This window comes from Corynebacterium sp. MSK158 (assembly GCF_030229085.1).
Taxonomy (GTDB): domain Bacteria; phylum Actinomycetota; class Actinomycetes; order Mycobacteriales; family Mycobacteriaceae; genus Corynebacterium.
Map to the genome: position 1 here is coordinate 1 of NZ_JASPHJ010000020.1, position 26,406 is coordinate 26,406.

Here is a 26,406-nt window from a genome sequence, read left to right on the forward strand (position 1 = left end):
CATACGCTAAACTCCACCAACACAAAATGTCGTTTAGCCCGACACGCCGCAAAACAACACATTCTGTCGTTTAGGCCGTGGGTGCAGCGCGTTAAGCTTCGCCGTGGTTAGTCAAGAGGCGCGGGACCACCTTGCCGGTAGCGTTGCGCGGGAGCTTGGCCAGGAAGTGCACGTCGCGCGGAACGGAGTGATCGGCAAGCTTGGTGCGGACCCAGTCGCGGATGGCGTCGGCGGTGAGGGCCTTTCCGGCGGCGTCGGCAGTAGGCACCGCCCACACGGCGATGCGCTGGAAAGTCTCGCTATCCTTTACGCCACCGGCGTGGACCTCGTGGATGCCGGGCATGGCCTCGAGGACTTCGGTGACGGACTGCGGGTGGACGTTTTCGCCGCCGACGATGATCATGTCATCGGCGCGGCCGACCACGTGCAGGAAGTCGTGCTCGTCAATGTAGCCCAAATCGCCGATGGAAATGAGCCCGTCCACCTTATTGAGCCGCAAGTTCGGGTTGGTATAGCCGGTCATTGCGGTGGAGTTGGTCAGGTAGATCTCTCCCACCTCGCCGCGCGGAACCGGGTGGCCCTCCTTATCGAGGATGCGCAGCTTCGTGCCCGAGGCCACGCGCCCGGCGATGGTGGGGTTGGCGGCCACCTGATCCATGGTGGCCGTCGTCGCGAGCGCGAGCTCGGTGGATCCGTACACGTTGCACAGGATGGCGCCGAAGCGCTCATTGGTCTCCTTGACCACCTCCGGGGTCAGCGCATTGCCGGCCGAGGCAATGAATTTCAGGCTCGAGGTATCGAACTCGCCGGCTGGGTCCCGCTCCACCAAGCGCTTAAAGAAGATGGGGGAGGAAATCATGCCATCGAGGCGGTAGCGCTGGACGTCGTCAAGCACTTGCTCCGCGTCGAATACGCGGCGGGTCACGATGGTATTGCGCAGGCCCAGCGCGATATTGATGCAGGCCCAACCCCAGGTGTGAAAAATGGACGCGGTCAGTTGCAGGCGCTGGTCGGCGCGCCACGGAATCGTATCCACGATGGAGGCCAGTACCACGGGCAGGGTCGGCTCCGGCCGCACAATGCCCTTCGGAATTCCGGTGGTGCCGGAGGACATGAGCACGATTGGGCCGTGCTTGGGGAAGCGCGGCAGCTCCACGGCCGGTGGGTTCTTCACAATTTTATCCAGCTTCGGCAGATCGCTTGCGCCCGTGTCGTGCGCGATGATGACCGGGATATCGGTGTCCACGCGGTCGATAAACTCATCATCCACCACGAGCACATTGATGCCATTTTCCTCGATGCAGCCGGCCAGCTGCTCCGGGGAAGAACCCACGTTGAGCAGGTAAATAGAAGCGCCCACATAGCCCTTGGCGCCGAGTGGAATGATGATGCCGCGGCCGTTGCGTGCCATGACGCCGAGGCGAATCTCGGGCAGGTCCAGCGAGCGGAGGTAGCGGGCGAAGCCCTGCGTGTGGGTGCGCAGCTGGCGGTAGGTGAGGGTGCCGTCGTCGTCGATAAGCGCCAAGCGCTCCGGGCAGGCGAGGTAGCCCTGTTCTATCTCGCGCGCGGTGGTGAAGCGGTAGCGGGCCAGGTTCGGTAGCAGATTGAGCTGGGCCTTCGCGCCGCCTTGGTGGCTGACGAGTCCGGCGTTAAGAAGCGCCGGCACGAACCGGCCGAGGGCTGCAGCGTGGAATGTGAAATCAGAAAAATTCACGATCGGGAAAGCTCCAAATTAGCGAAGATAACGAAAAGATAACCATGGACGATATCGTGAGAGAGGCGGGCGGTGTTGCCGCCAACTCGAAATATGTTACAGAAGTGACTACAGTTACCTGAAGTTACTGGTGTTTCTAGAAAAGGATCTCATGAAATCTCTGCAGCTCAAAGTCCTCTCCGTGGTGGCGTCCGCGCTGGCTGTCGTAGGCGTGGCTGTCGCGCCGCAGGCCACCGCCGCGGAGCGCAATCTAGTAGCCTTCGGCGATTCCGTCTTGGCGGATCCGGATGCCGGCTCCTACTTCGCCCACCGCTACGATCCCTCTAAAGGTGTGGGCGTAGATTGCCCGACCTCCAATAACTACGCCAAGCGCGCCGGCGCCAAGCTGCGCCTTCCGGTGCGGGACTTTTCCTGCTCCGGTGCCGTGTCCATGTCCCCCGGCCCGCAGGTTTCCCAGCAGGTGGATGCGGCCATCCGTACCGGCGCGCTGAGCCCGGCTACTAACCGCGTGGTCATCACCACCGGCTTTAATGACACCTACAACCACCGCGATATGAACCTGCCGCAGATTCGCAAGCAGTTCGCGGACCGCACCGCCCCGCAGATCGAGCGCATTAAGCGCGCGGCCCCGAACGCCCGCGTGCAGATCGTGGGATACCCCACCATCGGTTCCGGCCCTTATTACTGCCTATTCCACTTCGGCCCGCGCCCAGCCGATTCCACCTTCCTGCCGGGCATTCAGGACTTTGAGAATAAGGCGCAGTGGATGCAGGTGGACCTGGCTGCGCGCACCGGCGTGCAGTTCTTGGATATGAAGCCTTCCACCCGCAATAACGGGATGTGCGCCGATGCAAATCAGCGCATGTGGGCTGGTCTGGTGGACTTTACCGCAGGCGACGGCAACCTGCCCATTCACATGAACCAGCGCGGCCACGAGCACACGGCCAACGTCATCGCCCGCTCCTAAAAAGAGTTTTCAATAATGCGCCGGTTTTGAAAATATCGGTACGCTCGGGCGCATGACTGTAAAAGCTGTTATTGCCCGCTCCAAGGGCGCGGAAGTCGAAACCGTCAACATTGTCGTTCCCGATCCCGGCCCTAACGACGTCATCGTGCGCGTCCAGGCCTGCGGTGTGTGCCACACCGACCTTGCTTACCGTGATGGCGATATTGAAGACGCCTTCCCCTTCCTGCTCGGTCACGAGGCCGCAGGCGTGGTGGAAACCGTAGGTTCTGCGGTTACCCACGTGGAGGAAGGCGACTTCGTCATTTTGAACTGGCGCGCCGTGTGCGGCGAGTGCCGCGCCTGCAAGAAGGGCGAGCCAAAGTACTGCTTCAATACCCACAACGCCTCCAAGAAGATGACCCTCGAGGATGGCACCGAGCTCACCCCTGCGCTGGGCATCGGTTCCTTCGCTGAGAAGACCCTGGTCCACGAGGGCCAGTGCACCAAGGTAGAAGACACCGACCCAGCCGCCGCCGGCCTATTGGGCTGCGGCATCATGGCGGGCCTCGGCGCGGCCGTGAACACCGGCGATATCCAGCTCGGCGAGTCCGTTGCCGTCTTCGGCTGCGGCGGCGTGGGTATGGCTGCCATTGCGGGCGCCAAGCTGGCGAGCGCGGCAAAGATCATTGCCGTGGACATTGACGAGTCCAAGCTGGAGACCGCCCGCGAGTTCGGCGCGACCGACACCATCTGCTCCAAGGACCTTTCGGAGCAGGAGGTTATTGACGCCGTCCGCGAGCTCACCGGCGGCTTTGGCACCGATGTCTCTATCGACGCCGTGGGCATCCAGCCCACTTGGCGCCAGGCCTTCTACTCCCGCGACCATGCCGGCCGCATGGTCATGGTGGGCGTGCCGAACCTCACCGACCACGTGGATATCCCGGCCATCGACCTCTACGGCCGCGGCGGTTCCATCAAGCCCGCGTGGTACGGCGATTGCCTCCCAGAGCGCGATTTCCCCGCTTATGTGGCGCTGTCTAAGGCCGGCAACTTCCCGCTGGATAAGTTCGTCTCCGAGCGCATTGCGCTTGACGACGTCGAGCAGGCCTTTACCACCATGAAGTCCGGCAAGGTTCTGCGTTCGGTGGTGGAGTTCTAATGCGTATCGATAGCACGGTTACTTCTGGCAAGTTCCGCCTCGATGGCGGCGAGTGGGACGTGGACAATAACGTCTACGTCGTGGGCGATGACTCCAGTGTGTACGTGGTGGACCCCTCCCACGACCTCGATGCGGTAGCAGAGCTCGTTGGCGACCGTCGCGTGGAAGGCATCTTGCTCACCCACGCGCACAATGACCACTGCGAGCTCGCCCCCGAGGCCGCAAAGCGCTTCGATACCGAGGTCTACCTGCACCCGGACGATGACATGCTGTGGCAGGAGTCCAATGGCGATGCTCCGTACACGCCATTGGCGGACCGCGGCCAGTTCGATATTGGCGGCGAGAAGATTACGGTCTACCACACCCCGGGCCACTCGCCGGGCTGCGTGGTGCTGCATGTGGGCGAGACGCTGCTGTCGGGCGATACGCTCTTCAACGGTGGCCCTGGTGCCACCGGCCGCAAGTACTCCGACTTCGATGTGATCATCGAGTCGCTGAAGAACGTCGTCTTCACCCTGCCGGAGGACACCAAGGTCCTGCCAGGACATGGCGACGCCACCACGGTGGGTGCGGAGGCCGCGCGCATCGACGAATACATCGAGCGCGGCTACTAGCCTCTAGTACGCCCGCAGGTACTCGCCGTAGCCGGACTTAAGCAACGGCTCGGCGAGTTTTTCTAGCTGGGCGCGGTCGATGAAGCCGGCGTCGAAGGCGGCCACTTCTGGTGAGCCGATAACGATGCCGGTGCGTTTTTGCATCACCTCGACGTAGGCGGAGGCCTCGCTCATCGAGTCCACCGTTCCCGTATCGAGCCACACGCTGCCGCGGTGCAGGCGCTGGACATTCAGCTCGCCGCGGCGCAGGTACTCCTCGTTCACGGCCGTGATCTCCAGTTCACCGCGGCCGCTGGGCTCGATGCCCTTGGCTATCTCCACCACGGAGTTGTCATAGAAGTACAAGCCCACCACCGCGTGGTTCGACCGCGGCACTTCCGGCTTTTCCTCGATGCTCAGCGCATGGCCTGCGGCGTCGAACTCCACGACGCCATAGCGCTGCGGATCCGAGACCTCGTAGGCGAAGATGATGCCGCCCTCCGGATCCTGGCAGTGGGCGAGCTCGCCGCCGAAGCCGTGGAAGATATTATCGCCGAGTACCAGCGCGACACTGTCGTCTCCAATAAACTCCTCGCCAATCAAAAAGGCCTGCGCGAGCCCCTCTGGTCGCGGTTGGACTGCGTAATCGATCATGAGCCCGAGCTGCGATCCATCGCCAAAGAGCCGCTGGAAGGCCCCCGCATCCTCCGGGGTGGTAATGATGAGGATTTCCCGAATGCCCGCTTGAATGAGCGTGGTTAGCGGGTAATAAATCATCGGCTTGTCATAAATGGGCATGAGCTGCTTCGAGATGCCCTTAGTAATCGGGTAGAGCCGTGTGCCGGAACCGCCGGCCAGGATGATGCCTTTCATTTAATCCTCCGGGTACAGCGCCAAGTACAGGGCTAGGGCCGCGCGCCAATTCTGCGGCCTGAAGCCGGTAGCCTCGATTTTATCTAGCGCAAGCGTCGACTCCTTGGGGCGCGGCGCCTCGGGGCCCGCGATCTCGCGGTACTGCTCGGTGCTTACCGGAGTGACCTCGGCCGGGTCGTGGCCGAGACCGATGAACACGGCCATGGCAATCTCATCGCGGCCCACGGTATCGCCTGAGTTGGAAAGGTTATACACGCCGTAGTCCGCACCGGAGTTGAGCAGGTGCACGATGCCTTTGGCCAGGTCCTCGGCAAACGTGGGTCGCCCGCGCTGGTCGTGGATGACCTTCGGTTCCACTCCCTTTGCGGCCAGCCGGCGCATGGTGGACATGAAGTTCTCACCATCACCAAAGACCCAGGAAGTACGGATGACGTAGTGCTGCGGCGCGGTCTGCGCGGCGGTATCGCCCGCGGCTTTCGACGCCCCGTACGCACTCAGCGGCGACGGCAGTTCCTCCTCGGTGTGGACCTCGTTAGTGCCGTCGAAGATATAGTCGCTCGACACATGCACCAGCGTGAGTTGGTTCTCCGCGGCGATGCGCGCCAGCCGTGCGGGCGCTTCCGCATTGACGGCCCAGGCGGCGGCGCGGTCGTTTTCGGCACCGTTGACGTCGTTATACGCCGCGCAATTGATGATGGCGGAGTACTGCTTCCAATTCCGTTCTGGTGGGTCGGTGATGTCGAAGTCGGCGTGGGTGCAAAACTCGGCGTCGGCAAGCAGGCGTTTGAGCGCCCGCCCCAACTGCCCGTTCGCACCCGTGACAAGAATGCGCCGGGCGGGCATTGGGCTCACATTTGTGAGAGCGGGGTGCTGCTTGTCTTTCTCTGAAATCTCGGTGGGCTCCAGCGGCCAGTCGACGATGTTGAGGTTCACCGCGGCGTAGCGAGCTTCGGCCGACCAGTGCTCATTCACCAGGTAGCAGTAGGAGGTTTCCTCCAGCGCCTGAAAGCCATTGGCGACGCCCCGCGGCACAAACACCGCAGTCTCCGGCCCCACCTCGTGGGTGACGACCTTGCCAAAGCTTTCCGACCCCTCGCGCAAGTCGCACCATGCGCCGAAAATCCTGCCCTGTGCCACCGAGACGAGCTTGTCCCACGGCTCGGCGTGCAGGCCGCGCGTAGCACCGGCGTGGTTGAAAGAGATATTGTTCTGCACCGGCTGGAAGCTCGCGAGCTCGGGTGCGAGTCCGGTGAATTTCTCGCGTTGCCAATTCTCCTTGAACCAGCCGCGGTTATCGCCGTGCACGTCGAGGTCGATGATGAGCAGCCCCGGGATGGCGGTTTCGGTAATACGCATATTTACTGTCCTTGCTGCTTGTAGCGGGCTTCCACGTCTTCTTTCTCGGGCTTCCACCAGTCTTCGTTATCGCGGTACCACGCGATAGTGTCTTCGAGACCGGCGCGGATATCCGTGAACCGTGGAGTCCATCCCAGTTCGCGGCGCAGCTTGGTGGCGTCCATGGCATAGCGCTGGTCATGGCCGGGGCGGTCTGCCACGTGCTCATAGAGTGCGCACCCATTGCGGGTGGGGCCCATGATTTCGCAGATTAGCTCAATGACCTGCTTATTATTAATATCTTCCTGGTCCGCGCCGATATTGTAGGTCTCGCCGATGCGGCCCCGCTCGAGGATGGCGAGCACCGCTTCGTTGTGGTCATCGACGTGGATCCAATCGCGCACCTGCTCGCCGGTGCCATAGAGCTTTGGCGTGTGACCGGAGAGGATATTGGTGATCTGGCGGGGGATGAACTTTTCAATGTGCTGGTACGGCCCGTAATTATTGGAGCAGTTTGAGATGGTGGCGCGCAGCCCGAAGGAGCGCACCCATGCGCGCACGAGGTGGTCAGAACCCGCCTTGGTTGCCGAATACGGGCTGGAGGGAGCGTAGGCGGTGGTCTCATTAAATTTGGTCGCTGCCCCTATCTCGAGGTCACCGAAAACCTCGTCAGTGGAGACATGGTGGAAGCGGGTATCGTGCTTGCGGCAGGCTTCCAGAAGGGTGAAGGTGCCTACGAGGTTCGTGTGGATGAAGGGCGAGGGGTCGCGCAAAGAATTGTCGTTATGGGACTCGGCGGCAAAATGAACCACTACATCGGCAGCGGCGACGAGCGGTTCTACGGTGGCGGGATCGGCGATATCGCCTTCCACGAGGTCAATATCGAGGCCGGCGAGGTTGGCGCGGTTTCCGGCGTAGGTGAGTTTATCGAGCACCGTAACGCGGGTATCGGGGCGCGCCTGGCATATTAGGCGCACGAAATTGGCGCCGATAAAACCGGCGCCGCCAGTGACGAGCATCGTTTGCATGGTTATCCAGTGTAGGGCAGTCGGGCGCGCGGCTGTGGCAGGCTGCGGGCCCCGGTCAGGCCGCGCCCGGGGGTGGCGGCGGTGGCGAAGGCGGATCGGTGAGCCTGCGGGCCGGGGCTTGTTCCGCGGCGGGGTGCTCGTTGACCTTCACGGTGGGCGATAGGCCGTCGGGGTGGGCGGCTCGGTATCCTACCCGGCCCGTGGCGGGGTCTCGTTCGGCGTGTCCCATTCCGTTGCGGCCATCGCGGTAATCGTTATTGTCCACGTGGTGCCGGCGGCATAACAGAGTGAGGTTCTTGAGGTCGGTGGCACCGCCGTGGGACCAGGCTTGGAGGTGGTGGACGTCGCAGTCCTGCCACGGGCGGTGGCACTCTGGGTGCGTGCAGACGAGCTCGGAGGCTGCGAGGGCGAGCTTTTGCCAGAGGGAAGCGGTGCGCTTGGTGCGGCCAAGCTCGAGGGGGAAGCCCTTGTCGTCCACGGCGCAGAAGAAATCGTGCCGCGCGCCGCCGAGGCGGAGGAGATCGAGCGGAGTGAGCTCGATGCCGGTGCTGGTGGCGAAACGGGTATCTCCGCCCATTGCCTCCAGTTCCTCCAGGGTGGTGGCGACGAAGAAGGAGCCGAGGCCGTCGGAGTTCTTTTGGGTGGCGGAAAGGTAGCTCGACAGGGCGGCGGTTAGTTGGTCCGCCATGCGTTGGGCATAGGTGCGGGTATCGTCCTCGGGGCTGAGGTTCGCGCTGCCCTTATTCTTGGCGGGTGCGAAGGCGCTGGCGAGGATGGCGGCTGCGGAGGCATCGAGATAGCCGGAGATGTGCACGCCGCCGTCAGCATCTTGGCGGGAGATGCTAAAGCGGCGCTTGCGGGTAGCGGCGTGCGGATCGGGCTCGCCGGCTGGGTTGAGGGCGTGCCTATTCGCTTTGCGGACGGCCTTGCGCAGCCACTCGCGCAGAGAGTCGAAGGAACGACGCTTGGCCTGCTCGAGAGCTTGATTGCGCAGTTCGCTCGGGCCAGGGATGGCGTACTTGCTGAGGCTGCGCAACTCATTTTCGATGAGGTTGAGGATGCGCTCGGGGATAGTCTCTTCCTCAAAGAGTTTCTTGCGGCGCTTCTCCTCCTCGCGGCGCTCGCGGTCAGCGCGGCGGCGGGATTCCTCCTCGGCTCGGGCGCGTGCGGCCTCGTCAGCATCGGGGTCCGCAGGGGGAGCCGGCTCCGGATCGGGGATGGGTGCGAAGAGGTTGCGTCCATTGCGGAGGCGGGCGGCGGCCTCGGCATCGGTAAGACCTAGGCGCGTGGTCAGGTAGTCCTTGGCCTTGGAGGAACCAACGCGGCGGCCGGCGTCATCCCGCTCCGCGATGAAAGCGAAGGCGGCGTCGATAGTGGACTTATTTCCTAGCGCCCGCTCCAAGTGCTCGAAATGAGGATGAAGAAGCTCGAAAGACAGATCGGAGGGATCTTGCATGAGGCTGCGCAGCTGGGTGAGCCCAGTGGCAACCTGTGCGATGGCGGAATCTATCTCCGCGTGCTTGGTGGTCTGCATGATCCCTCCCTTCCTTTTCGTTTACATGTTCTATATTACCCAGATAAAACACCCCGTCAACAGGAAAGAAGGATTTGGTCAATAGATTAGACATTCCCCAAACAAACGCAGACTAAACTCCGCGAAACGGGGCCAAAACCACTAACTCGGGAAGGGAGGAAGGGCCTTCTGGTTAAGCCAGGTGTCTACGGTGGCGTCGAAAAGCGCGGCGTCAGGAGCGGCGGCGCGGAAGGAATCCAGCAGCATGGAAGGCTCTACCACCGAATGCTGGTGCTCGGTGAGGTAGCTGCGGAGGGTGGTAAAGAAGGCGTCGCCAAGCAGGCGGTGAATGGCATGCACGGTCAAGGCCCCGCGCTTATACACGCGGTCATCGAACATATCGCGCGCACCCGGATCAGAAACGGTGAGGTTCTGCGCCTTGCGTCCCAGGACGTTGTGGTGGGAACGTGCCGCCTCGCGCGCGGTGGTCTCGCCCTTGTGCTCGCCCCATAGCCACTCGCTGTAGCAGGCAAAACCCTCGTTGAGCCAGATATCCTTCCACTCGCTCAGGCCCACGGAATTGCCGAACCACTGGTGCGAAAGCTCATGCGCAATAAGGCGCTCGAAGGCGTGGTCGCCCTTGATATGATTAGAGCCAAAGATGGACAGGCCCTGCGCCTCCAGCGGTATTTCCAGCTCATCTTCCGTGATGACCACCTGGTAATCCGTAAACGGGTAAGGGCCGTAAATGGAGGAGAAGAAGTCCACCATTTCCTGCTGCTGGGCAAACTCATCGAGCACGCGCTCGCGCAGCTCGGCCGGCGCCCAGGCGCGCGTGGAAGGCCCCAAATCAAAATTAGAGAACTCACCTACCTGGACTGTCGCCAGGTAGGTGGCCATGGGCTCGCGGGTGCGGTAGTGCCACCGCGTGGTGGAGCCGCCCGCCCGTCGGGAGACGAGGTCACCATTGGATACCACGATGAAGGGAGCATCGGCCGTAATGATGATGTCATAGTGCGCCTTTTCAGACGGCGTATCGTCACAAGGGAACCAACTCGGCGCGCCGTTGGGCTGGCTGGCCACCAGCGAGCCGGATTCGGTTTCTTCCCAGCCAATCTCGCCCCAGGTGGTGCGGATCGGCCGCGGGCTGCCGCCATAGCGAATAATCAGCTCAAATTCCGTACCAGCGGCAATCTCCTCAGCAAAACGCAGGCGCAGCTTGCCGGAAGACTGACGGAACTTAGCCACCCGCGGCGCGCCCTTTGCGGTCACGCGCCGAGCCACCATCGCCCCGCCTAGGTCTAGGGTCAGCGACGTTAAATCCTCGTCGGCCCGGATGGCCAAAGTAGCCTCGCCGTGGAGCAGGTTGGGCTCCACGCGGTAGGTCAGATCCAGCGTGTAGTGGGAAACCTCGAAACCGAGGTTAAAATCCACGCCGGTATAAGGATCAGTGTGGGCACGCGAAAGGGCGGTAGGAAGCAACTTCATAATGCTGCAAGCCTACCGCCCTTTCAGCCGCGGAAAGAAACGAGCTTATTTATTGAAAGCGCGCTCGAAGACCGGCCAAGAATCCTTGAGGTCCGCAATCCAGTGCGGCCAGGAGTGGGTGCCGGTATTGCGGAAGTTGTAGGTCGCCGGGATGCCAGCCTGGTCCAGCTTGGCCTTAAAGTTGTGGGTGCAGTAGTTCACACCGGCCTCGATGGCGCCGCCTTCCACCTGCAGCTGAGCGGAGCCCACAGCAGCGGTAGCAGGGTTGTAGCCCTTAGCCACGTTATAGGAGAAGGTATCCTCCTTGCCTGCCAGCCCAGAACCGGAAGAGATGTACAGCTCCGTGCCGCGCAGCTTCTCGTGGTTCATCATCGCGTCGTTGTAGCGGTTGGTGGGGGAGCCGAACGGGCCCCACATCTGCTCCGCGGTCGCACCACCGCGGTTGACGGTGAGCTCAACGGCCTTGTGCTCTACCGGGTAAGCGGTAGCCGCGCAGCCGGCGTAGGAACCGACGGCGTCGTAGAAGCCCTGGTTGTGTTCCGCCATCAGCAGGGAGGAAGTAGCGGACATGGACATGCCCGCGACAGCGCGGTGGTTATCGGCCTTGATATGGCCCTCGATGGCGCCCGGCAATTCCTTGGTGAGGAAGGTTTCCCACTTCTGCGGGCCCTTGAGGTACTTAGAGTTCGGCTCGGATACCCAGTCGGTGTAGTAGGAGAAAGCACCGGCCTGTGGGACGACCACGTTGACGTTCTTGGAGTGGTAGAAATCAACGGCGTCGGAAAGCTTCAGCCAGTCCATGTCCTGCTCCGCGCCACCTGCGCCATTGAGCAGGTAGATGGTCGGGCGGTTCTCATCCTTCGCGCGAATGACGGCCAGCGGAATCTTGCGGTCATTCATGGCAGGGGAGGTGGCCTGCAGCTTTTCGACGCGCGGATCGTCCTTGTACTTCTGGTACCAGGTCTGCTGCTCCAGCTCTGGGGTGACCTCCAGCGGGGCCAGGGTGGACTGGGCGGCGTTGTCCGCAACCTGTTGCGGGGTTAGCTGTGAGGCGCCCGCGATTGGGGCGCAGGCCAAGCCTGCACACACGGCGGTGGCGGCAAGGGTGGAGCTAAGACGCTTCATAGTGCTTCTTTCCTGTAGAAATTAACTTATTTCTTATACCTCGTCGCTGCATGTTGCCCAGCTTTGGCCCCTGCTTTTGACGAAGTTCTTACCTGGAGACAGGCCATCGGCTTTCGGCTCAATGCGTATGGTAGCACCAGTACGCTGATTCAGCTCCGTGAAATTTTTTACCACGGCGGCGATAGGACGCAAAGCGGGAGTGTCAGCAAGACTCTATGCCTTAATAGCCCTTCTAATGTAGCAAAACCTGTGACGCAGGTTGTTTGTGTGTCATAATTCTGAACGCGGCGCGTATGTAACGGTGGCGCTACAATCTCCGCTAGTACTAAACGTGTGAATAATGTGGTCCCCATCGCGGGCCCATCCCTCGCTCTAGGCAAGTAAAAACACAGAAAGAAGCAAAATGAACGTTTTCGATTCCATCCTCGTGGCCATCAACGAAGTTCTGGGCCAGTTCCTGCACGCCGGCTCCTCCATGTCCTCCGCCGCTGCACTGGCTCTCGGCCTGTTCTAAAACACCGAGTCCATAGCCCTGTGTGGGGGACGTCGCGCGCTTGCCGACGCCACCGTGCAGGGCCTTTGTGCGTTTTACCCCCCGAAGCGTGGGGTACTCGGGCATAAGAGTGTGGCCCAATGCGCGACATGGAGGGGAAAGTTACGTATCCTAAAGGGCGTGACTAATGAACATTATGACGTAGTAGTACTCGGCGCGGGCCCTGGCGGCTACGTGGCCGCCATCCGTGCAGCTCAGCTTGGTAAGAAAGTTGCCGTAATCGAGAAGCAGTACTGGGGCGGTGTCTGCCTCAACGTAGGCTGCATCCCTTCTAAGGCGCTGCTGAAGAACGCTGAGGTTGCCCACACCTTCAACCACGAGGCCAAGGACTTCGGCATTTCCGGCGATGTCTCCTTCGACTTCGGTGTTGCCCACAAGCGTTCCCGCAAGGTTTCCGCGGGCATCGTCAAGGGTGTCCATTACCTGATGAAGAAGAACAAGATCACCGAAATCAACGGCCTTGGCTCCTTCAAGGACGATAAGACCATCGAAATCACCGATGGTGATGACAAGGGCAAGACCGTCACCTTCGATGACTGCATCATCGCTACCGGTTCCGTGGTCAAGTCCCTGCCGGGCGTTGAGCTCGGCGGCAACATCGTCTCCTACGAGGAGCAGATCCTCAACGATGAGGCCCCGAAGTCCATGGTCATCGTCGGCGCCGGCGCCATCGGCATGGAATTTGCTTATGTTCTGTCCAACTATGGCGTGGACGTCACCATCGTGGAGTTCATGGACCGCGTCCTGCCGAACGAGGACAAGGACGTCTCCAAGGCCATTGCCAAGGAGTACAAGAAGCTCGGCGTCAAGCTGCTGACCGGCTACAAGACCACCTCCGTGAAGGACAACGGCGATAATGTCACCGTTGAGGTGGAGTCCAAGGACGGCTCCAAGCAGGACACCCTCACCGTGGACCGTGCCATGATCTCCATCGGCTTCGCCCCGCGCACCGAGGGTTTCGGCCTGGAGAATACCGGCGTTGAGCTCACCGAGCGCGGCGCCATTGCCATCGATGACACCATGCGCACCAACGTCGACCACATCTACGCCATCGGTGACGTCACCGCGAAGCTGCAGCTCGCCCACGTTGCTGAGGCCCAGGGCGTTGTGGCTGCAGAGACCATCGCCGGCGTGGAGACCCAGCTTTTGGGCGACTACATGAATATGCCGCGCGCTACCTTCTGTAACCCGCAGGTCGCTTCCTTCGGCTACACCGAAGAAGCTGCCAAGGAGAAGTTCGCGGACCGCGACATTAAGGTCGCTACCTTCCCGTTCTCCGCTAATGGCAAGGCTGCCGGCCTCAATGAGACCGCCGGCTTTGTCAAGCTCATCGCGGACGGCGAGTACGGCGAGCTCATCGGCGGCCACATGGTGGGCTCCAACGTTTCCGAGCTGCTGCCGGAGCTGACCCTGGCGCAGCGCTTCGACCTCACCGCTGAGGAAATCGGCCGCAATGTTCACACCCACCCGACTCTCTCTGAGGCCATGAAGGAAGCTGCCGAGGGCATCGGCGGCCACATGATTAACCTCTAAGCAGGGATGCTTGCCGACGTCGCCTTTTCTCCCACCACCGCCTCAGTAGCGGTGGGAGGCTATGGCCTCGGCACACCACAACGGCAATAGTATCGGCACCGCTGATCCTCCCCCGCCCGCACTGGGCAGGGGTCAGGACACCGCGGTGCCGTTGCTATATGTACGCATAACGCGCGCACCCCTCGCTGCTACTCGAAAAATTTTCGAGTAGCTTTCGAGTACTGCTAAGCCGGCAGGTCATAACGTTATTTACTCGAAACGAGCTCTTTCGAGTAGCTTTCGAGTAGGTCAGTTGGTGCCTAAGGCGCTAGTAGGGCGCAACGGCGGAGCGGTGGGCATCGACGTTGATGACCTCGTTGATCGGTGGGAAGGCGCGTTGCGCGCAGTTCTCGCGCGGGCACGTGCGGCAGCCGGAGCCGATGGGGGTGGCGGTGGTGAGATCGGTGAGATCGAGGCCCTCGGCGTAGACGGTGCGGTCGGCGTGGCGGGCTTCGCAGCCTAGCCCGATGGCGAAGAGCTTATCGGTATCGCCAAAGCGCCCCTGGTGGTGCTGGACGGCGCGCGAAATCCACAGGTAGTTACGGCCATCGGGCATCTGGGCCAGCTGGCGGGAGATAATGCCGGGCTGGGTGAAGGTCTCGTAGACATTCCACAGCGGGCAGGTGCCGCCATTATTGGAAAAGTGCACGCCGGTGGCGGATTGGCGCTTGGACATATTGCCGGCGCGGTCGACGCGAACAAAAGTAAAAGGAATGCCGCGGAGGTTATCGCGCTGCAGGGTGGACAGGCGGGAGGCCACGGATTCATAGCCCACGCCGAAGACCTGGCAGAGGTATTCCACGTCGTAGCCGGAGCGCTCGGCCTCGGAATGCATCAGTTCATAGGGCATCACGGTGGCGGCGGCGAAGTAGCTGGCCAAGCCGCGCTGCGCGAGGTTGCGAGAAGCATCCGAGGTGAACGGCTCCTCCTCTACTAGGGAAGCGATATCGTCCCCGGCCTCGAGGAAGCTCAGCTCCGCGGCCATACGGAAGGCGCGCTGGCCTTCGCTCAGGCGCGACGCGAGCCGGAACTCGCCGGTTTCGCGGTCAAAGCTGTGTAGCGTGCCATCCATCTGGGAAGTGATGTGGATATCTACGTTGTGGCGATCGCGCAGGCGCTGGGCCAGGGCGTGTTCGGTGTCGCGAATGCCGAAGTGGGTGACCGAGAGGGCGTCGGCAAGCTGCTCTGCATGGTGGTCCAGGTTGTCCAAGTAGTTCTGGCGAGCGTAGAAGAAGTCGCGCACCTCGTCGTGCGGCATGGATAGGGCCTGGGTGGCCTCGGTGGTGCGGCGGGCATCGGTGGCCAGCGAGAGCTTATCGCGCACATTGCGGTAGCGGCGGTGGACGTCTACCAGCGTGCGAGCCACGGTGGGGTGGTTATAGACCAGCTCGGAGAGCTCTTGCAGCTCGACGGGGGAGGGGCAGAGCTCTTTGTCTTGGATGACATCCTGAATCTCGGCAAGAAGGCGGGAGTCATCGTCACGGGAGAAGAAGGTGGCATCGACGCCGAAGACCTCCGTGATGCGCAGGAGCACCGGGACGGTGAGCGGACGGACGTCGTGTTCGATCTGATTGACGTAGCTGGCGGAGAGCCCCAGCGTCGCGGCAAGGGAAGCCTGACTGAGATCGCGCTCACGGCGAAGCTGGCGAAGGCGGGATCCCACATACGTCTTACTCATGCCGGCAAGGTTACTGGCTGGCCTGCGGGTGTGCACCCTAATTGCAAAGATCTTGCGAAGAATGTTCACCCGCCTGTGGGCTGCATGTGGGTTTCATGCGAAAGTTTGACACATAAAGGGGTAAGGCGGTCACTCTAGTAACACCGGGTGACCAAGTTCACAACTGCGGAGGGAATTACGCAACGTCAATATTGCGGAATTGCGAGCCGCCAAGGTAGTGACGTTTTGTCCGGAAGCTTTTAAGGCAACCCTTACCTAAAAGAGTTCTGACTTTAACCGTACCGCCGTACCGTTAGATGAAACGCCGCAGGAATTGACTAGTAACCAGCGGTTAAGCCCAGTTAAAGTGAGGGCGACAATGGAGGTGTCATGACTTTAAGAAATCCGGACCGTGAGGCAGTAGCTCACGGCCACATTACTAACGAACCAATCCGCCAGAAGCCGGGAGTGCCCTCCTGGGTTCTGAAGCTCATCATGGCCGTCACTGGCCTGCTTTTTGCCCTTTTCGTTGTTGGCCACATGGCCGGCAACCTGAAGTTGTACTTGCCGGCGCACGGCGGCGAAGAGGCACTGGATGAATACGGCGCATTCCTGCGCTCCATGGGCGAGCCGTTGTTCCCGCACGAGGGTGCATTGTGGATTATCCGCGCCGTCCTGCTGGTTGCCATCCTCGCCCACATCTATGGTGCATTTGCCCTGACCGCACGCTCTAAGGCGTCCCGCGGCAAGTTCCGCCGCAGCAACCTGATGGGCGGCCTTGATTCCTTCGCTACCAAGTCCATGCTGGTCACCGGCATCGTCTTGCTGCTGTTCATCATCTTCCACCTGCTGGACCTGACCCTGGGCGTGCAGCCTTTCGCCCCCGGCGACTTTGCAGAGGGCGCGGTGAAGGCCAACATGATCGCCACCTTCAGCCGCTGGCCGGTCACCATCGTGTACGTGATCGCTATGTGCTTCCTGTTCCTGCACCTCACCCACGGCATTCGCCTTGCCGCCTCTGACCTGGGTATCACCGGTGCGAAGTGGCGTCAGACCTTCCTGATCCTGGCGTACGTCATCCCGGCCGTTGTCTGCATCGGCAACATCGTTATGCCTTTGTCCGTTGCCCTGGGCTTGGTCAGCTAAAGGAGTTAGAAACCCATGACTAATACTGAACTCAAGCGCGAGCACCCTAAGTTCTCGCACCCACAGTCCATCGTTCCGGGCGTATCTGCCGGCAACATTCTGGAATCCCACGAGCCGCACGGCGTGCCGATGAAGGATATGTGGTCCCACCAAAAGGACCACATGCAGCTGGTTTCCCCGCTGAATCGCCGCAAGTTTGAGGTTCTCGTGGTTGGTACCGGCCTGTCCGCCGGTTCCGCTGCGGCCGCACTGGGCGAGCTGGGCTACAAGGTAAAGGTATTCACCTACCACGATTCCCCGCGCCGCGCGCACTCCATTGCCGCGCAGGGTGGCGTCAACGCCTCCCGTGCCAAGAAGGTGGACAACGACTCCGCCTACCGCCACACCAAGGACACCGTTAAGGGCGGCGACTACCGCTGCCGCGAGTCCGACTGCTGGCGCCTGGCAAACGAGTCCGTTCGCGTCATTGACCACATGAACGCCATCGGCGCCCCATTCGCTCGCGAGTACGGCGGCACCCTGGCTACCCGTTCCTTCGGTGGCGTGCAGGTCTCCCGTACCTACTACACCCGTGGCCAAACAGGTCAGCAGCTGCAGCTGTCCACCACCTCGGCGCTCTACCGCCAGATTGGCCTGGGCAACGTGGAGCTTTTCGCTCACAACGACCTGCAGGACATCATCGTCTACAACGACAACGGTAAGAAGCGCGCTGGCGGCATCGTTACCCGCAACCTGATTACCGGTGAGCTCAAGGCCTTCACCGGCCACGCAGTTGTGCTGGGTACCGGCGGCTACGGCAACGTCTACCACATGTCCACCCTGGCAAAGAACTCCAATGCCAGCGCTATGATGCGCGCGTACGATAGCGGTGCTTACCTGGCTTCCCCGGCCTTCGTGCAGTTCCACCCGACGGGCCTGCCGGTCAACTCCGATTGGCAGTCCAAGACCATCCTGATGTCGGAGTCCCTGCGTAACGACGGCCGCATTTGGTCTCCGAAGAAGGAGGGCGACGACCGCGACCCGAATACCATTCCGGAAGAAGAGCGCGACTACTTCTTGGAGCGCCGCTACCCGGCATTCGGCAACCTGGTTCCGCGTGACGTTGCTTCCCGTGCCATCTCCCAGCAGATCAACGCCGGCCTGGGCGTTGGCCCGCTGCACAACTCGGTGTACCTGGACTTCCGCGACGCCATCGAGCGCCTGGGCAAGGACAAGATCCGCGAGCGTTACTCCAACCTCATCGAGATGTACGAAGAGGCTATCGGTGAGTCCGCCTATGAGACCCCGATGCGCATCGCCCCGACCTGCCACTTCACCATGGGTGGCCTGTGGACCGACTTCAACGAGATGACCTCCATCGACGGCCTCTTTGCCGCCGGTGAGTGCTCCTGGACCTACCACGGTGCTAACCGCCTGGGCGCTAACTCCCTGCTTTCGGCTTCCGTCGATGGCTGGTTCACCCTGCCGTTTACCATCCCGAATTACTTGGCTGACCACCTCAACGAGGAGAAGCTGGCCGAGGATTCCCCAGAGGCACAGGCAACCCTGGCACAGTCCCAGGAGCGCATCGACCGCCTCATGGGCGTGCGTGGTGAGAACCCGCACGGTCCGTCCTACTATCACCGCCAGCTGGGCGATATCCTCTACCACGGCTGCGGTGTGTCCCGTAACGTCGAAGACCTCAAGGCCGCCATCACCAAGATCCGCGAGCTGCGCGAGGACTTCTGGGCTAATGTCCGCATCCCGGGCGAGGCCAATGACATGAACCAGGTCCTGGAATACGGCCTGCGCGTTGCCGACTACCTGGACTTGGGCGAGCTCATGTGTGTTGACGCTTTGGACCGCGATGAGTCCTGTGGCGCTCACTTCCGTGAGGACCACCTGACCGAGGACGGCGAGGCAGAACGCGACGATGAGAACTGGTGCTTCGTTTCCGCATGGGAGCCGGGTGCTAATAAGGGCGAGTTCATTCGCCACGCCGAGCCGCTGTACTTTGATTCGATCCCGCTGATGACAAGGAACTACAAGTAATGAAACTGACACTTGAGATCTGGCGTCAAGCCGGACCGACCCAAGAAGGCCACTTCGAGACCGTCCAGGTGGATGACGCCTCTGAGCAGATGTCCATCCTGGAGCTGCTGGACCACGTCAACGAGGGCTACATTGAGCGCGGCGAAGAGCCCTTCGCCTTCGCTTCCGACTGCCGTGAGGGCATCTGCGGTACCTGTGGTTTGACCGTCAATGGCCGCCCGCACGGCCCAGGCCAGAACACCCCTGCTTGCCAGCAGCGCCTGTTCAACTTCACCGATGGCCAGACTGTCAAGCTGGAGCCATTCCGTTCCGCTGCCTACCCGGTCATCAAGGACATGGTCGTGGACCGCGCGGCACTGGATCACGTAATGGAGCAGGGCGGCTACGTCTCCATGGATGCGGGTACCGCTCCGGATGCGGATACCATGCACCTCAACCACGAGACCGCCGAGTACTCGCTGGACCACGCTGCCTGCATTGGCTGCGGTGCCTGCGTTGCTGCCTGCCCGAACGGTGCGGCTCACCTGTTTACCGGTGCGAAGCTGGTGCACCTCTCCCTCATGCCTCTGGGCAAGGAAGAGCGTGGCCGCCGTGCCCGCAACATGGTCGACGACCTGGAAGCCAACTTCGGCCACTGCTCCCTCTACGGTGAGTGCGCCGACGTCTGCCCGGCCGGCGTTCCGCTGACCGCAGTTTCTGCGGTTACCCGCGAACGTGCACGTGCTGCTTTCCGTGGCAAGGACGACTAAGCTAAGGTTATTCCGTAGGAATACTAGGAACGAGAGAAAGACAGAAAGACTCCGCCATGAGCGATAACACCCACGCAGTCGCTGACTACACCAGCGAGACCTACCCGGAGTTCTCCGGCAAGATTCAGGACACCTACATTGAGGGCTACGATCCAGTATCCTTCGGTGCTCCTCACTCTTCCCTCCTGCGCACCTCCACCTGGGTGGGCATGGGTCTGATCCTGTCTTGCCTCCCGGCTGCCGGCATCATCATTTGGGGCCTTGGCGTGTGGGATACCCCGCTGGGCACCGCAGGCGAGGGTGACTACACCCTGACCATGATCATCGGCATCATCGCCCTAGTCATTGTGGCCATCGCCGCAGTAGGCACCGTCCACTACGGCCGCCGCTACTACCGCAAGTACCGCAAGGAAACCGGCCGCGTTAACTAGTATTCGCTTTTAAGCCAAGCACCAACAACCCCCACTCCTCACAGCATGCACGCCATGCAGGGAGGCGGGGGTTGTTGCATATCTTGAGCCAAAGGCCCAAGAAGGCGCCAACATAGCGTTGCTTTAAGCTGCGCTTGCCGACGCCTCCCTCCTTACCGTTGCTTCAACGCCCCCCCAGATCGCGATCGAGAGGTGCTCCCCGCGTTCGTAGTTGAACGAAGGCGGATCAGTGTCAGTGTGGTGGGCATCATCGAGGCTGCCCCACCGCCAAGGCGCCTGCGCCGCGATCAACAGCCCATCGGTCGGAGAGAACGCAGCTCCTAATGAGTTCAGCCCGAAGACGACCAGCCCGATCAAGAACAAGCTGTGATGCCCGATCCGATTACCCTGTGTGCTTGCGCCCAGCGGCAGGCCGGCCCTGCCCACCGGTTACGCGTTGATGGTTCGCAACGACTGCGCTCCCGAAGTCGCTAGCTCACTCGAGTGCGTGGGTAGTGCCGTGTACAGGATTGAGTTGTCCAGAGGGATCAACAGTAGACTCGCACTCACCGTCGCAAGAAGCGACTATCGCCGCTTCGATGTCATGCTCTCCACGAACTCACACTCTCTCTGTAGTTCATGCTGACTCCAGCTGAACCAACGCGTTAGTACAGTTTGGGGCGGCCGTCCGTGCGGGGTGACGCCGACCATGTACACCCTCAGTCGCAGTGGATCGTAGCAACCCAAACGCGAGCGAGTGCCGCGGGCGGTCCGTGCGTCTCGATTCAAGAGTCATGCCGGGGTATACGCTGGCGATCCCGATCTATTTCCGCCATATAATCAATTGAAGTTTGGGCATACTTGAGCCATGACTTCCCCAGTAAGAGAAATTCATAGCTACATCCTACGGCGAGAGGGTGAAGAAGATATCTATTTTGAATACTCCTCCGAATCCAGTTTCGGAGATCAGCAGATAATGGCTTGCACTGAGCCGCAGATAAAAATACCTTAAGTGGGCTTATATCGCTTGGGGTGAAAAAGGAAATGAACGCGGTCCGGGCCCCACGCTCAGCATAAGCGTCAAACACATAACTGGAGACGACAGCCTCATTCAAAGAAAAGGACTAGGAACCGCACTATACGTTTTGGCATGCATAAAAGAAGGTAAACGACTAAAAAGTCACCCCGACCAGCCACGAGAACCTGACGGTAAGAAACTAGCAAAAGCGATGGAACAGATTGACATTGAAGGAATCCTTCGTGGAGATATCTCCCCCGGGATCGTTGGCCTGTATGCCGATTAATTCCTTCCAACATGGTTACGCTCCAGAATTCTCAATCTAAGAAACAACTGGCCCACATTCCATCAGTACCATCAGAAAAACGGTGGAAGATTACGGCAAAGAATGGAACCTGCTTCTACTGAGAGACGGCCAGGCTCTCTATGTGGATGGGCAGGGGTACAAAGCTCATCTAACTCAAATTGCCCGATAGAGTACACCCCTCGAATCGTAAAGGACAATCATGAAAAACTACGCCAACCTTTTTGAGTACACTGCACAGCCAGCAGACAGTCAACGCATCCTTGAATTTGAAAGCAAGCTTGGCAAAAAGCTACCTGATGATTACAAGACGCTGCTTTCAGAAACTGGAGGCGGCATCCTCAACCTAAAAAAGTGCTTCCTTACAGGTATTTCCCTGCCTGATGGGGACACCTTGGAGGTCGTTGTTGAAGACATCTTCGGCAACGGCTCAGCAAGCAATGGCGCTCATGTTGATTTGATTGACTACGCAACCTTCCTTATGGATGAGTGGGAGATTCCCGAAGAAGTCCTTCTCTTGGCTGCTAGCGAAGACGGAATGCATCAATGCTTTGTCATTAACTACGGCTTGCCAGATTTCCCAGAAGGCGCCGTATTGTACGTGGATACCGATCCTGATGGATTTTTCATGCCCGTTGCAGAATCAGTTGACGCGTTCTTGTCTAAGCTAGGCCCCTACCCAGACCAAGAAGAAACGGTTGAAGATGCAGAGTCGGATAACATTGGAATCAATGGTGTTCGATATGACTCATTTTCTGAACCTCTCCGAAAGGCGATATCTGCCACTCCAACACCAGGAATCGAAAAGCTTTTAAAGCAGGCCACAGAGCTCATCACCAAAGATTTAAATCCAATAATCAACGAGAATAGCCCTGAAAGTCGAACCTTTTACGACGTTGTGTACTGGATTGTTCAGCATATTGAGCCCCAACACGATCCTAAAACATTTGCCGACGGAGGCCGAGAAGGACAAATACTAACCTTCCCAGAACTCATGAAGAACTCATTCATAGTTCCTGGTCAGAAATACGAACTCGGCTACACGCTCGCGTCCTTAATCATGTGGTGGGATCGAAGAGTCAAAGAAGGAGTTCTCAAACAAACCGACAACGGTTTCATTCTCGACGAGGATTACGTCGGTAGCGTCTTCGATCAGCTTTGCCAAGGAAAGAACTAAAATTAGCTTTTCCAGAATTGTTGTCTCTGCGCCCAGCACTTAAAAGCAATCGCCCAAAGTAGAGGACACCATTACCAAACAATGGGGTACACCCTATTGTTACGCCGGTGTGCGGCAGAATGTTTCCTGTAAAATAGGGCCGTTCCTAGCATTGTTTTACACGTGTCTAGCGGGGTCTAAGCCTTATGTTTACAGAAAGTGGTGAGTGTGATGTTATCGTCTGACGGTTTCCATATTGAAAGTCATATTGACTCTGTACCCGCGTTGGCGCGGGTGAAAGATCTGCATGGTGGACTCTCGTCGGGGCAGCAGGCGTTGGGCAGGATTGTACAATCCTTGCTTGCTGACGCTGATGGCCTCGACGGTGTTCAGCTTTATGCCCTCTCGGATGCAATCGAGTCGTATCGTGATGCAGTCATAGAACAAGAGAATGCCGCCTTTAAACCTTCGCGGAGCGAAGACTAATGGTCAATGACTCTGGTTCGCATGGGCAGCGGGTGGGCTATATCCGTGTCTCCACGGTGGAGCAGAATAATCAGCGCCAGAAAGAACTACTCAATGCTTCCGGCAGGATTGACCGGTTTTTTGAAGATAGGATTTCCGGCCGCACCAAGACTGCCCGCCCTGGACTTGTCGAGTGTATGGCGTACGTGCGAGACGGTGACGAACTTGTCGTGTCGTCGATTGACCGTCTCGCCCGATCGCTGACAGATCTGCGCGGTATTGTTGATGAACTTACCGGCAAGGGTGTGACTGTTACTTTCCTGCATGAGAATCTCGCGTTTGCGAAAGACACGTCCGATCCGCGCGCGGATTTAATGCTCGGAATTCTCGGTAGCTTCGCGGAGTTTGAGCGGGCCATTATCCGCGAGCGCCAGGCGGAGGGGATTGCGTTGGCGAAAAAGGCCGGAAAGTACAAAGGCCGCAAACCCGCTCTTAGCCCGCAGCAAGTAGCGGAGATTAAACGGCGCATATTGGCAGGGGAGTCAAAGGCAGCACTAGCGCGGGAATTTGGGGTAACCCGTCCTACGGTGTATCGAGCATTGAAAAACACCTAGGGTAGTGCAGCCGTGATGGTAGATCAGCGCGCCCATGAGCCCCGTCATATGTCTTGCCATATGGCGGGACATATGTTTAGGCATATGCTAAAGCATATGTCGGCAGTTATGTAGCACTGCCAGCATTTTCGTGCGTCTAGATAGGGTGACAGGCAGAGAAATTAGCGGTGTTGAGTGCAGCTGCAAGTAGCACTGTACGGGTTTCCCCTCATGGGCGGCTTTTATAAAGGCAGGGGTGAAATCATGCTTCTAGGTCTCGTCAGGGGTGGCTGCTAACGTTAGTGCCGGTTCACAATCATGCCCCGCCACCTGTGGTGGGGCGTGGGCGTGACTTCCTCGTCGGTGCGCGGTAAGGCCCGCGCGTGACGTGGGCTGTCCCGCGCGCCTTTTTCAGGCGAGCGGACAACCCTACGACGTAAAGGGAGGTAGACAATGGGTAAACACTCATTGGATACACCCGGTCGCAAAAGAAAAGACCTTGATGCCACCAAGCTTGACTGGCTAGATGTGGCTACCAAGGTCATAGTTCTTGTGACCGTAATCGTGAAGCTCGTTACCGCGATGCTTCACGTGGGTCTTTAGGCCCGAGGGTCTCAACGAGCTGGCACTCGTTGGGGCCCTTTTTATTGTGCAGCCGCAATTCAGGGATGAACTGTGCTGTCACTTTTTAGGCTAATGGGCGCGCGAAGGTTTCGCAATACTCCCACACTGAGCCCGTAGCCCTCCTTTTCTCTACTGCGGGCGGGAATCTGCGTATTCGTGCGCCCGCGAGTCCTGCCATATGGCGGAACATATGTTTAGGCATATGTTATAGCGTATGTTCCGCCATATGCTAAAGCATATGTTCTGTGTTATGCAGGTTTACCTGCTAGTTCTTGCGTTTAGGCGGAGTCCGAAAATGGTAATCCACAAGGCTAGTAGGCCGAAGGAGATGAGCAGTGCGGCCAGTTCTCGCGAGAGACCGGCCTGGGTGAAAAGGAAGGAGGGGACAAGGATCATTGCTGCGCTTATGCTGCCTCCAAGCGCGGCGTAATACATACGGTCTTCTGGCCGTTCGCGGCGGATGGTCTGGATGATTAAGACGAAAAGTACTGCGAGTGCGGCGAGGGTGATGGTCGTGTACATTCCTTCTCCTTTCGGGACTGGTGCCCATTTTATCGGTGAGGGTGTGCACGGTCTGTGTGCTGCGTTTTCCAAGAGTCAGGGTGTGTTAGTGTTATCCCCCGTAAGATCCTGATGAGCAGTTGAACAAACTGCACCACCGGAAGTAACAAACTCGAAAGGGTATGTTACCTCCGGTTTCTTTCATTTTTCAATCTTTGAGGTGCGAAGATTGCACGCGTGGGGATTGAGGGTGTGAATCCCACTGTCGTGGGTTTGATGAGGTAGTCGATGTTGCGGAAGCTTTGGCATCGGCGTGCGTTGTGCTCCGTACGTTGTTTCAAAAACGGGTTTCATCAAACGGAACAAAACCTGGGACACTTCATATCCCACCCCAGGCCTAATGACTTGGGTGCAGCGGCAACGCTCATCCGATTTAGGCAGAGTCGTTGCAGGATCCAGTGGGTCACCTGGTCCGTGGTCTTTGAATTGTCGGGCGCGCAGGCAAGGCCAGCACGGAAGATCTTCTGCAAGCAACGCTTGTTGGTGCACCGGTAGCGTGGAAGGCGCACATGAAGTTGTTGGGTGGCCGACGATGGGCAGATCGACCAGGCTGCGGATGACGTGGTCGCGGAATACTCCAGGCTGCCCGCAGGTAGGGCATTCATTGATCGGCTCGACGGGTTCGGCTTCAATAACAGTGACGTCACCGTTTTCTGTGGCACCGGTGATAGTAGTTCCTAGTTTTGCGGTGCGGCAGATGGTATCGACGATGACATTTCCGTTAGGCTGCACAGTAGGTCCTTAGTTTTGTACGGATGGATTAGATACCTTTTTCCTACAAAGCCAAGGCCCTAGGTGGCAGGCTGGTTGTGGGCCAGAACCCGAAGGAGGTCCGCACCCATGTCCCCACACGATATTCCCCCGCTGATCCCCAAGCCACCAGAGAAGGATTGGGCCGATTACAACACCAACCCCGACCCCGGCAGGACTCGTAAACGTCGGCGTGCAAGCATGCTTTCTGCACGCGATGTGCTGGCGTTGCCGACTGTCACCCTTGCACCCGGTGCCACGCTTTCCGATAGTGAGTTGGTCATGCCGGATGCTGCGGCAGTCGTGTTTATCCCCAACACTGAATGCTCATGTACGGTAAAGAAGCAAGCAACCGAAAACAATAGATAGACCGCCAGCACTACACTATTCCGAACCAAAGACCAAAAGATAAGCATTTTGAGAAAATCTAAACTTTTGGATTTTCCTACAATGCCGACTACGGCGGAATCCCTCCCACTCCTTATATATTTCTTTCTGTATACATTGAATTTGTATTTAGTAAAATGCAGACAACACCACGGATCGGCTTTTGGCTGGACAATTCCAACCAAACACCGCAGCAGACAGTAGAAACCATTCTGAACGTTAGGAAGCCGGTATGATTGTTACATATAAGGGGAAGAAAAATTTCTTTTAGATACTTGTTTTCCTAAAACTGATGTGATATAATAATTCAATTCCAGAAAAGGAGTAAAAAATATGCGGCAAGGTATTCTTAAATAAAACTATAATCAAATAGTGGGAACAAAGGATTATGATAGTCCCTTTTGTAGGGGCTTAGTTTTTTGTACCCAATTTAAGAATACTTTTGCCTTATCAATTTTGACATATCCCCAAAAACAGCACTCACAAACAGGTGTATGCTGTATATGTGTATGTCCGCAAATTATCATCCCCAGTGGTAAAAGTATTTTACTGCTGGGGATTTTTATGCCCTTCGGGGCAGTAAAGGGAGGACAATCACATGAAAATAATCAATATTGGAATTCTTGCCCATGTAGACGCTGGAAAGACGACCTTGA

Annotated in this window: 22 protein-coding genes and 1 pseudogene; 13 read left to right on the plus strand and 10 right to left on the minus strand. The window is 58.9% G+C overall.

The genetic code is table 11. The features are described 5' to 3' along the window. Window positions 1-91 precede the first annotated feature (91 nt). Entirely contained in the window at window positions 92-1,714 is a 1,623-nt protein-coding gene (locus QP915_RS11165) for an AMP-binding protein (protein ID WP_284769384.1), read from the minus strand. Window positions 1,715-1,865: 151 nt separating this feature from the next. Between QP915_RS11165 and QP915_RS11170 the strand changes: the two genes are divergently transcribed. From QP915_RS11170 to QP915_RS11180, 3 genes are read left to right on the plus strand one after another with little or no spacing between them, the layout of a single operon-like run. Next, window positions 1,866-2,681, plus strand: coding sequence for a GDSL-type esterase/lipase family protein (locus QP915_RS11170; RefSeq protein ID WP_284769385.1), 816 nt, complete (start codon window positions 1,866-1,868; stop codon window positions 2,679-2,681). A 52-nt stretch (window positions 2,682-2,733) separates the two neighbouring features. Continuing rightward, window positions 2,734-3,819 (plus strand): S-(hydroxymethyl)mycothiol dehydrogenase, encoded by a 1,086-nt coding sequence (locus tag QP915_RS11175; RefSeq protein WP_200435940.1) that lies wholly within the window; start codon window positions 2,734-2,736, stop codon window positions 3,817-3,819. Continuing rightward, complete coding sequence (locus QP915_RS11180) at window positions 3,819-4,433, plus strand: MBL fold metallo-hydrolase (RefSeq protein ID WP_005323087.1); 615 nt, start codon at window positions 3,819-3,821, stop codon at window positions 4,431-4,433. The genes QP915_RS11175 and QP915_RS11180 overlap by 1 nt, the downstream gene beginning before the upstream one ends. A 3-nt stretch (window positions 4,434-4,436) precedes the next feature. Here QP915_RS11180 and rfbA read toward each other — a convergent pair whose 3' ends face one another. The 6 genes from rfbA to QP915_RS11210 form a co-directional block, all read right to left on the minus strand. Continuing rightward, on the minus strand, window positions 4,437-5,285 hold the full coding sequence (rfbA, locus tag QP915_RS11185; RefSeq protein WP_005323086.1) for a glucose-1-phosphate thymidylyltransferase RfbA: 849 nt from the start codon (window positions 5,283-5,285) through the stop codon (window positions 4,437-4,439). Then, window positions 5,286-6,641, minus strand: coding sequence for a dTDP-4-dehydrorhamnose reductase (gene rfbD / locus QP915_RS11190; protein WP_284769386.1), 1,356 nt, complete (start codon window positions 6,639-6,641; stop codon window positions 5,286-5,288). It lies immediately after the preceding gene. Window positions 6,642-6,643: 2 nt separating this feature from the next. Next, window positions 6,644-7,648: a dTDP-glucose 4,6-dehydratase gene (gene rfbB, locus QP915_RS11195; protein WP_284769387.1), complete on the minus strand. Its 1,005-nt coding sequence runs from the start codon at window positions 7,646-7,648 to the stop codon at window positions 6,644-6,646. A 55-nt stretch (window positions 7,649-7,703) separates the two neighbouring features. Then, window positions 7,704-9,182, minus strand: coding sequence for an HNH endonuclease signature motif containing protein (locus tag QP915_RS11200; RefSeq protein WP_284769388.1), 1,479 nt, complete (start codon window positions 9,180-9,182; stop codon window positions 7,704-7,706). Window positions 9,183-9,323: 141 nt separating this feature from the next. Then, entirely contained in the window at window positions 9,324-10,649 is a 1,326-nt protein-coding gene (locus QP915_RS11205; RefSeq protein ID WP_284769389.1) for a M1 family metallopeptidase, read from the minus strand. A gap of 45 nt (window positions 10,650-10,694) precedes the next feature. Next, the gene (locus QP915_RS11210) at window positions 10,695-11,774 is read right to left on the minus strand and encodes an alpha/beta hydrolase (RefSeq protein ID WP_284769390.1); all 1,080 of its coding nucleotides are present in this window, start codon (window positions 11,772-11,774) and stop codon (window positions 10,695-10,697) included. Between the two features lie 673 nt (window positions 11,775-12,447). Here QP915_RS11210 and lpdA point away from each other — a divergent pair. Next, window positions 12,448-13,860, plus strand: coding sequence for a dihydrolipoyl dehydrogenase (lpdA, locus tag QP915_RS11215; RefSeq protein ID WP_005327177.1), 1,413 nt, complete (start codon window positions 12,448-12,450; stop codon window positions 13,858-13,860). A 307-nt stretch (window positions 13,861-14,167) separates the two neighbouring features. Here the strand turns inward: lpdA and ramB are convergent, their stop codons facing one another. Next, complete coding sequence (gene ramB, locus QP915_RS11220) at window positions 14,168-15,577, minus strand: acetate metabolism transcriptional regulator RamB (protein WP_284769391.1); 1,410 nt, start codon at window positions 15,575-15,577, stop codon at window positions 14,168-14,170. Window positions 15,578-15,946: 369 nt separating this feature from the next. Here ramB and QP915_RS11225 point away from each other — a divergent pair, with 369 nt between their 5' ends. From QP915_RS11225 to QP915_RS11255, 7 genes are all read left to right on the plus strand, one after another. Further along, window positions 15,947-16,702: a succinate dehydrogenase cytochrome b subunit gene (locus QP915_RS11225; protein WP_239278512.1), complete on the plus strand. Its 756-nt coding sequence runs from the start codon at window positions 15,947-15,949 to the stop codon at window positions 16,700-16,702. Window positions 16,703-16,717: 15 nt separating this feature from the next. Then, the gene (locus tag QP915_RS11230) at window positions 16,718-18,733 is read left to right on the plus strand and encodes a fumarate reductase/succinate dehydrogenase flavoprotein subunit (protein ID WP_284769392.1); all 2,016 of its coding nucleotides are present in this window, start codon (window positions 16,718-16,720) and stop codon (window positions 18,731-18,733) included. Then, on the plus strand, window positions 18,733-19,482 hold the full coding sequence (locus QP915_RS11235) for a succinate dehydrogenase/fumarate reductase iron-sulfur subunit (RefSeq protein WP_005323073.1): 750 nt from the start codon (window positions 18,733-18,735) through the stop codon (window positions 19,480-19,482). The genes QP915_RS11230 and QP915_RS11235 overlap by 1 nt, the downstream gene beginning before the upstream one ends. 56 nt (window positions 19,483-19,538) lie before the next feature. Then, window positions 19,539-19,913 carry a hypothetical protein gene (locus tag QP915_RS11240; RefSeq protein ID WP_284769393.1) on the plus strand — a complete coding sequence of 125 codons (375 nt, stop codon included), beginning with the start codon at window positions 19,539-19,541 and terminating at the stop codon, window positions 19,911-19,913. A 1,503-nt stretch (window positions 19,914-21,416) separates the two neighbouring features. Further along, window positions 21,417-22,391 carry an SMI1/KNR4 family protein gene (locus QP915_RS11245; RefSeq protein WP_284769394.1) on the plus strand — a complete coding sequence of 325 codons (975 nt, stop codon included), beginning with the start codon at window positions 21,417-21,419 and terminating at the stop codon, window positions 22,389-22,391. Window positions 22,392-22,601: 210 nt separating this feature from the next. Beyond that, window positions 22,602-22,856, plus strand: coding sequence for a hypothetical protein (locus QP915_RS11250; RefSeq protein WP_034659529.1), 255 nt, complete (start codon window positions 22,602-22,604; stop codon window positions 22,854-22,856). Then, window positions 22,856-23,449: a recombinase family protein gene (locus QP915_RS11255; RefSeq protein ID WP_011117489.1), complete on the plus strand. Its 594-nt coding sequence runs from the start codon at window positions 22,856-22,858 to the stop codon at window positions 23,447-23,449. Before QP915_RS11250 ends, QP915_RS11255 begins: the two co-directional genes overlap by 1 nt. Window positions 23,450-24,310: 861 nt before the next feature. On the opposite strand, the gene QP915_RS11260 is transcribed toward QP915_RS11255, so the two are convergent. Both QP915_RS11260 and QP915_RS11265 read right to left on the minus strand, forming a co-directional pair. Further along, window positions 24,311-24,574, minus strand: a complete 264-nt coding sequence (locus QP915_RS11260) for a hypothetical protein (protein WP_011117479.1) — start codon at window positions 24,572-24,574, stop codon at window positions 24,311-24,313. A 353-nt stretch (window positions 24,575-24,927) separates the two neighbouring features. After that, a pseudogene (locus QP915_RS11265) lies at window positions 24,928-25,345 on the minus strand (transposase family protein); the annotation flags it as partial. A 108-nt stretch (window positions 25,346-25,453) separates the two neighbouring features. Here QP915_RS11265 and QP915_RS11270 point away from each other — a divergent pair. Both QP915_RS11270 and QP915_RS11275 read left to right on the plus strand, forming a co-directional pair. Next, window positions 25,454-25,732, plus strand: coding sequence for a hypothetical protein (locus QP915_RS11270; protein WP_005391230.1), 279 nt, complete (start codon window positions 25,454-25,456; stop codon window positions 25,730-25,732). A 390-nt stretch (window positions 25,733-26,122) separates the two neighbouring features. Continuing rightward, on the plus strand, window positions 26,123-26,406 hold a 284-nt coding region (locus QP915_RS11275; protein ID WP_284769395.1), incomplete at its 3' end, for a hypothetical protein.

Coding starts and splice junctions, on each gene's coding strand:
- QP915_RS11170 (WP_284769385.1), top strand. CDS start 1,866: ATGAAATCTCTGCAGCTCAAAGTCCTCTCCGTGGTGGCGTCCGCGCTG.
- QP915_RS11175 (WP_200435940.1), top strand. CDS start 2,734: ATGACTGTAAAAGCTGTTATTGCCCGCTCCAAGGGCGCGGAAGTCGAA.
- QP915_RS11180 (WP_005323087.1), top strand. CDS start 3,819: ATGCGTATCGATAGCACGGTTACTTCTGGCAAGTTCCGCCTCGATGGC.
- rfbA (WP_005323086.1), bottom strand. CDS start 5,285: ATGAAAGGCATCATCCTGGCCGGCGGTTCCGGCACACGGCTCTACCCG.
- rfbD (WP_284769386.1), bottom strand. CDS start 6,641: ATGCGTATTACCGAAACCGCCATCCCGGGGCTGCTCATCATCGACCTC.
- rfbB (WP_284769387.1), bottom strand. CDS start 7,648: ATGCAAACGATGCTCGTCACTGGCGGCGCCGGTTTTATCGGCGCCAAT.
- QP915_RS11200 (WP_284769388.1), bottom strand. CDS start 9,182: ATGCAGACCACCAAGCACGCGGAGATAGATTCCGCCATCGCACAGGTT.
- QP915_RS11205 (WP_284769389.1), bottom strand. CDS start 10,649: ATGAAGTTGCTTCCTACCGCCCTTTCGCGTGCCCACACTGATCCTTAT.
- QP915_RS11210 (WP_284769390.1), bottom strand. CDS start 11,774: ATGAAGCGTCTTAGCTCCACCCTTGCCGCCACCGCCGTGTGTGCAGGC.
- ramB (WP_284769391.1), bottom strand. CDS start 15,577: ATGAGTAAGACGTATGTGGGATCCCGCCTTCGCCAGCTTCGCCGTGAG.
- QP915_RS11225 (WP_239278512.1), top strand. CDS start 15,947: ATGACTTTAAGAAATCCGGACCGTGAGGCAGTAGCTCACGGCCACATT.
- QP915_RS11230 (WP_284769392.1), top strand. CDS start 16,718: ATGACTAATACTGAACTCAAGCGCGAGCACCCTAAGTTCTCGCACCCA.
- QP915_RS11235 (WP_005323073.1), top strand. CDS start 18,733: ATGAAACTGACACTTGAGATCTGGCGTCAAGCCGGACCGACCCAAGAA.
- QP915_RS11240 (WP_284769393.1), top strand. CDS start 19,539: ATGAGCGATAACACCCACGCAGTCGCTGACTACACCAGCGAGACCTAC.
- QP915_RS11245 (WP_284769394.1), top strand. CDS start 21,417: ATGAAAAACTACGCCAACCTTTTTGAGTACACTGCACAGCCAGCAGAC.
- QP915_RS11250 (WP_034659529.1), top strand. CDS start 22,602: ATGTTATCGTCTGACGGTTTCCATATTGAAAGTCATATTGACTCTGTA.
- QP915_RS11255 (WP_011117489.1), top strand. CDS start 22,856: ATGGTCAATGACTCTGGTTCGCATGGGCAGCGGGTGGGCTATATCCGT.
- QP915_RS11260 (WP_011117479.1), bottom strand. CDS start 24,574: ATGTACACGACCATCACCCTCGCCGCACTCGCAGTACTTTTCGTCTTA.
- QP915_RS11270 (WP_005391230.1), top strand. CDS start 25,454: ATGTCCCCACACGATATTCCCCCGCTGATCCCCAAGCCACCAGAGAAG.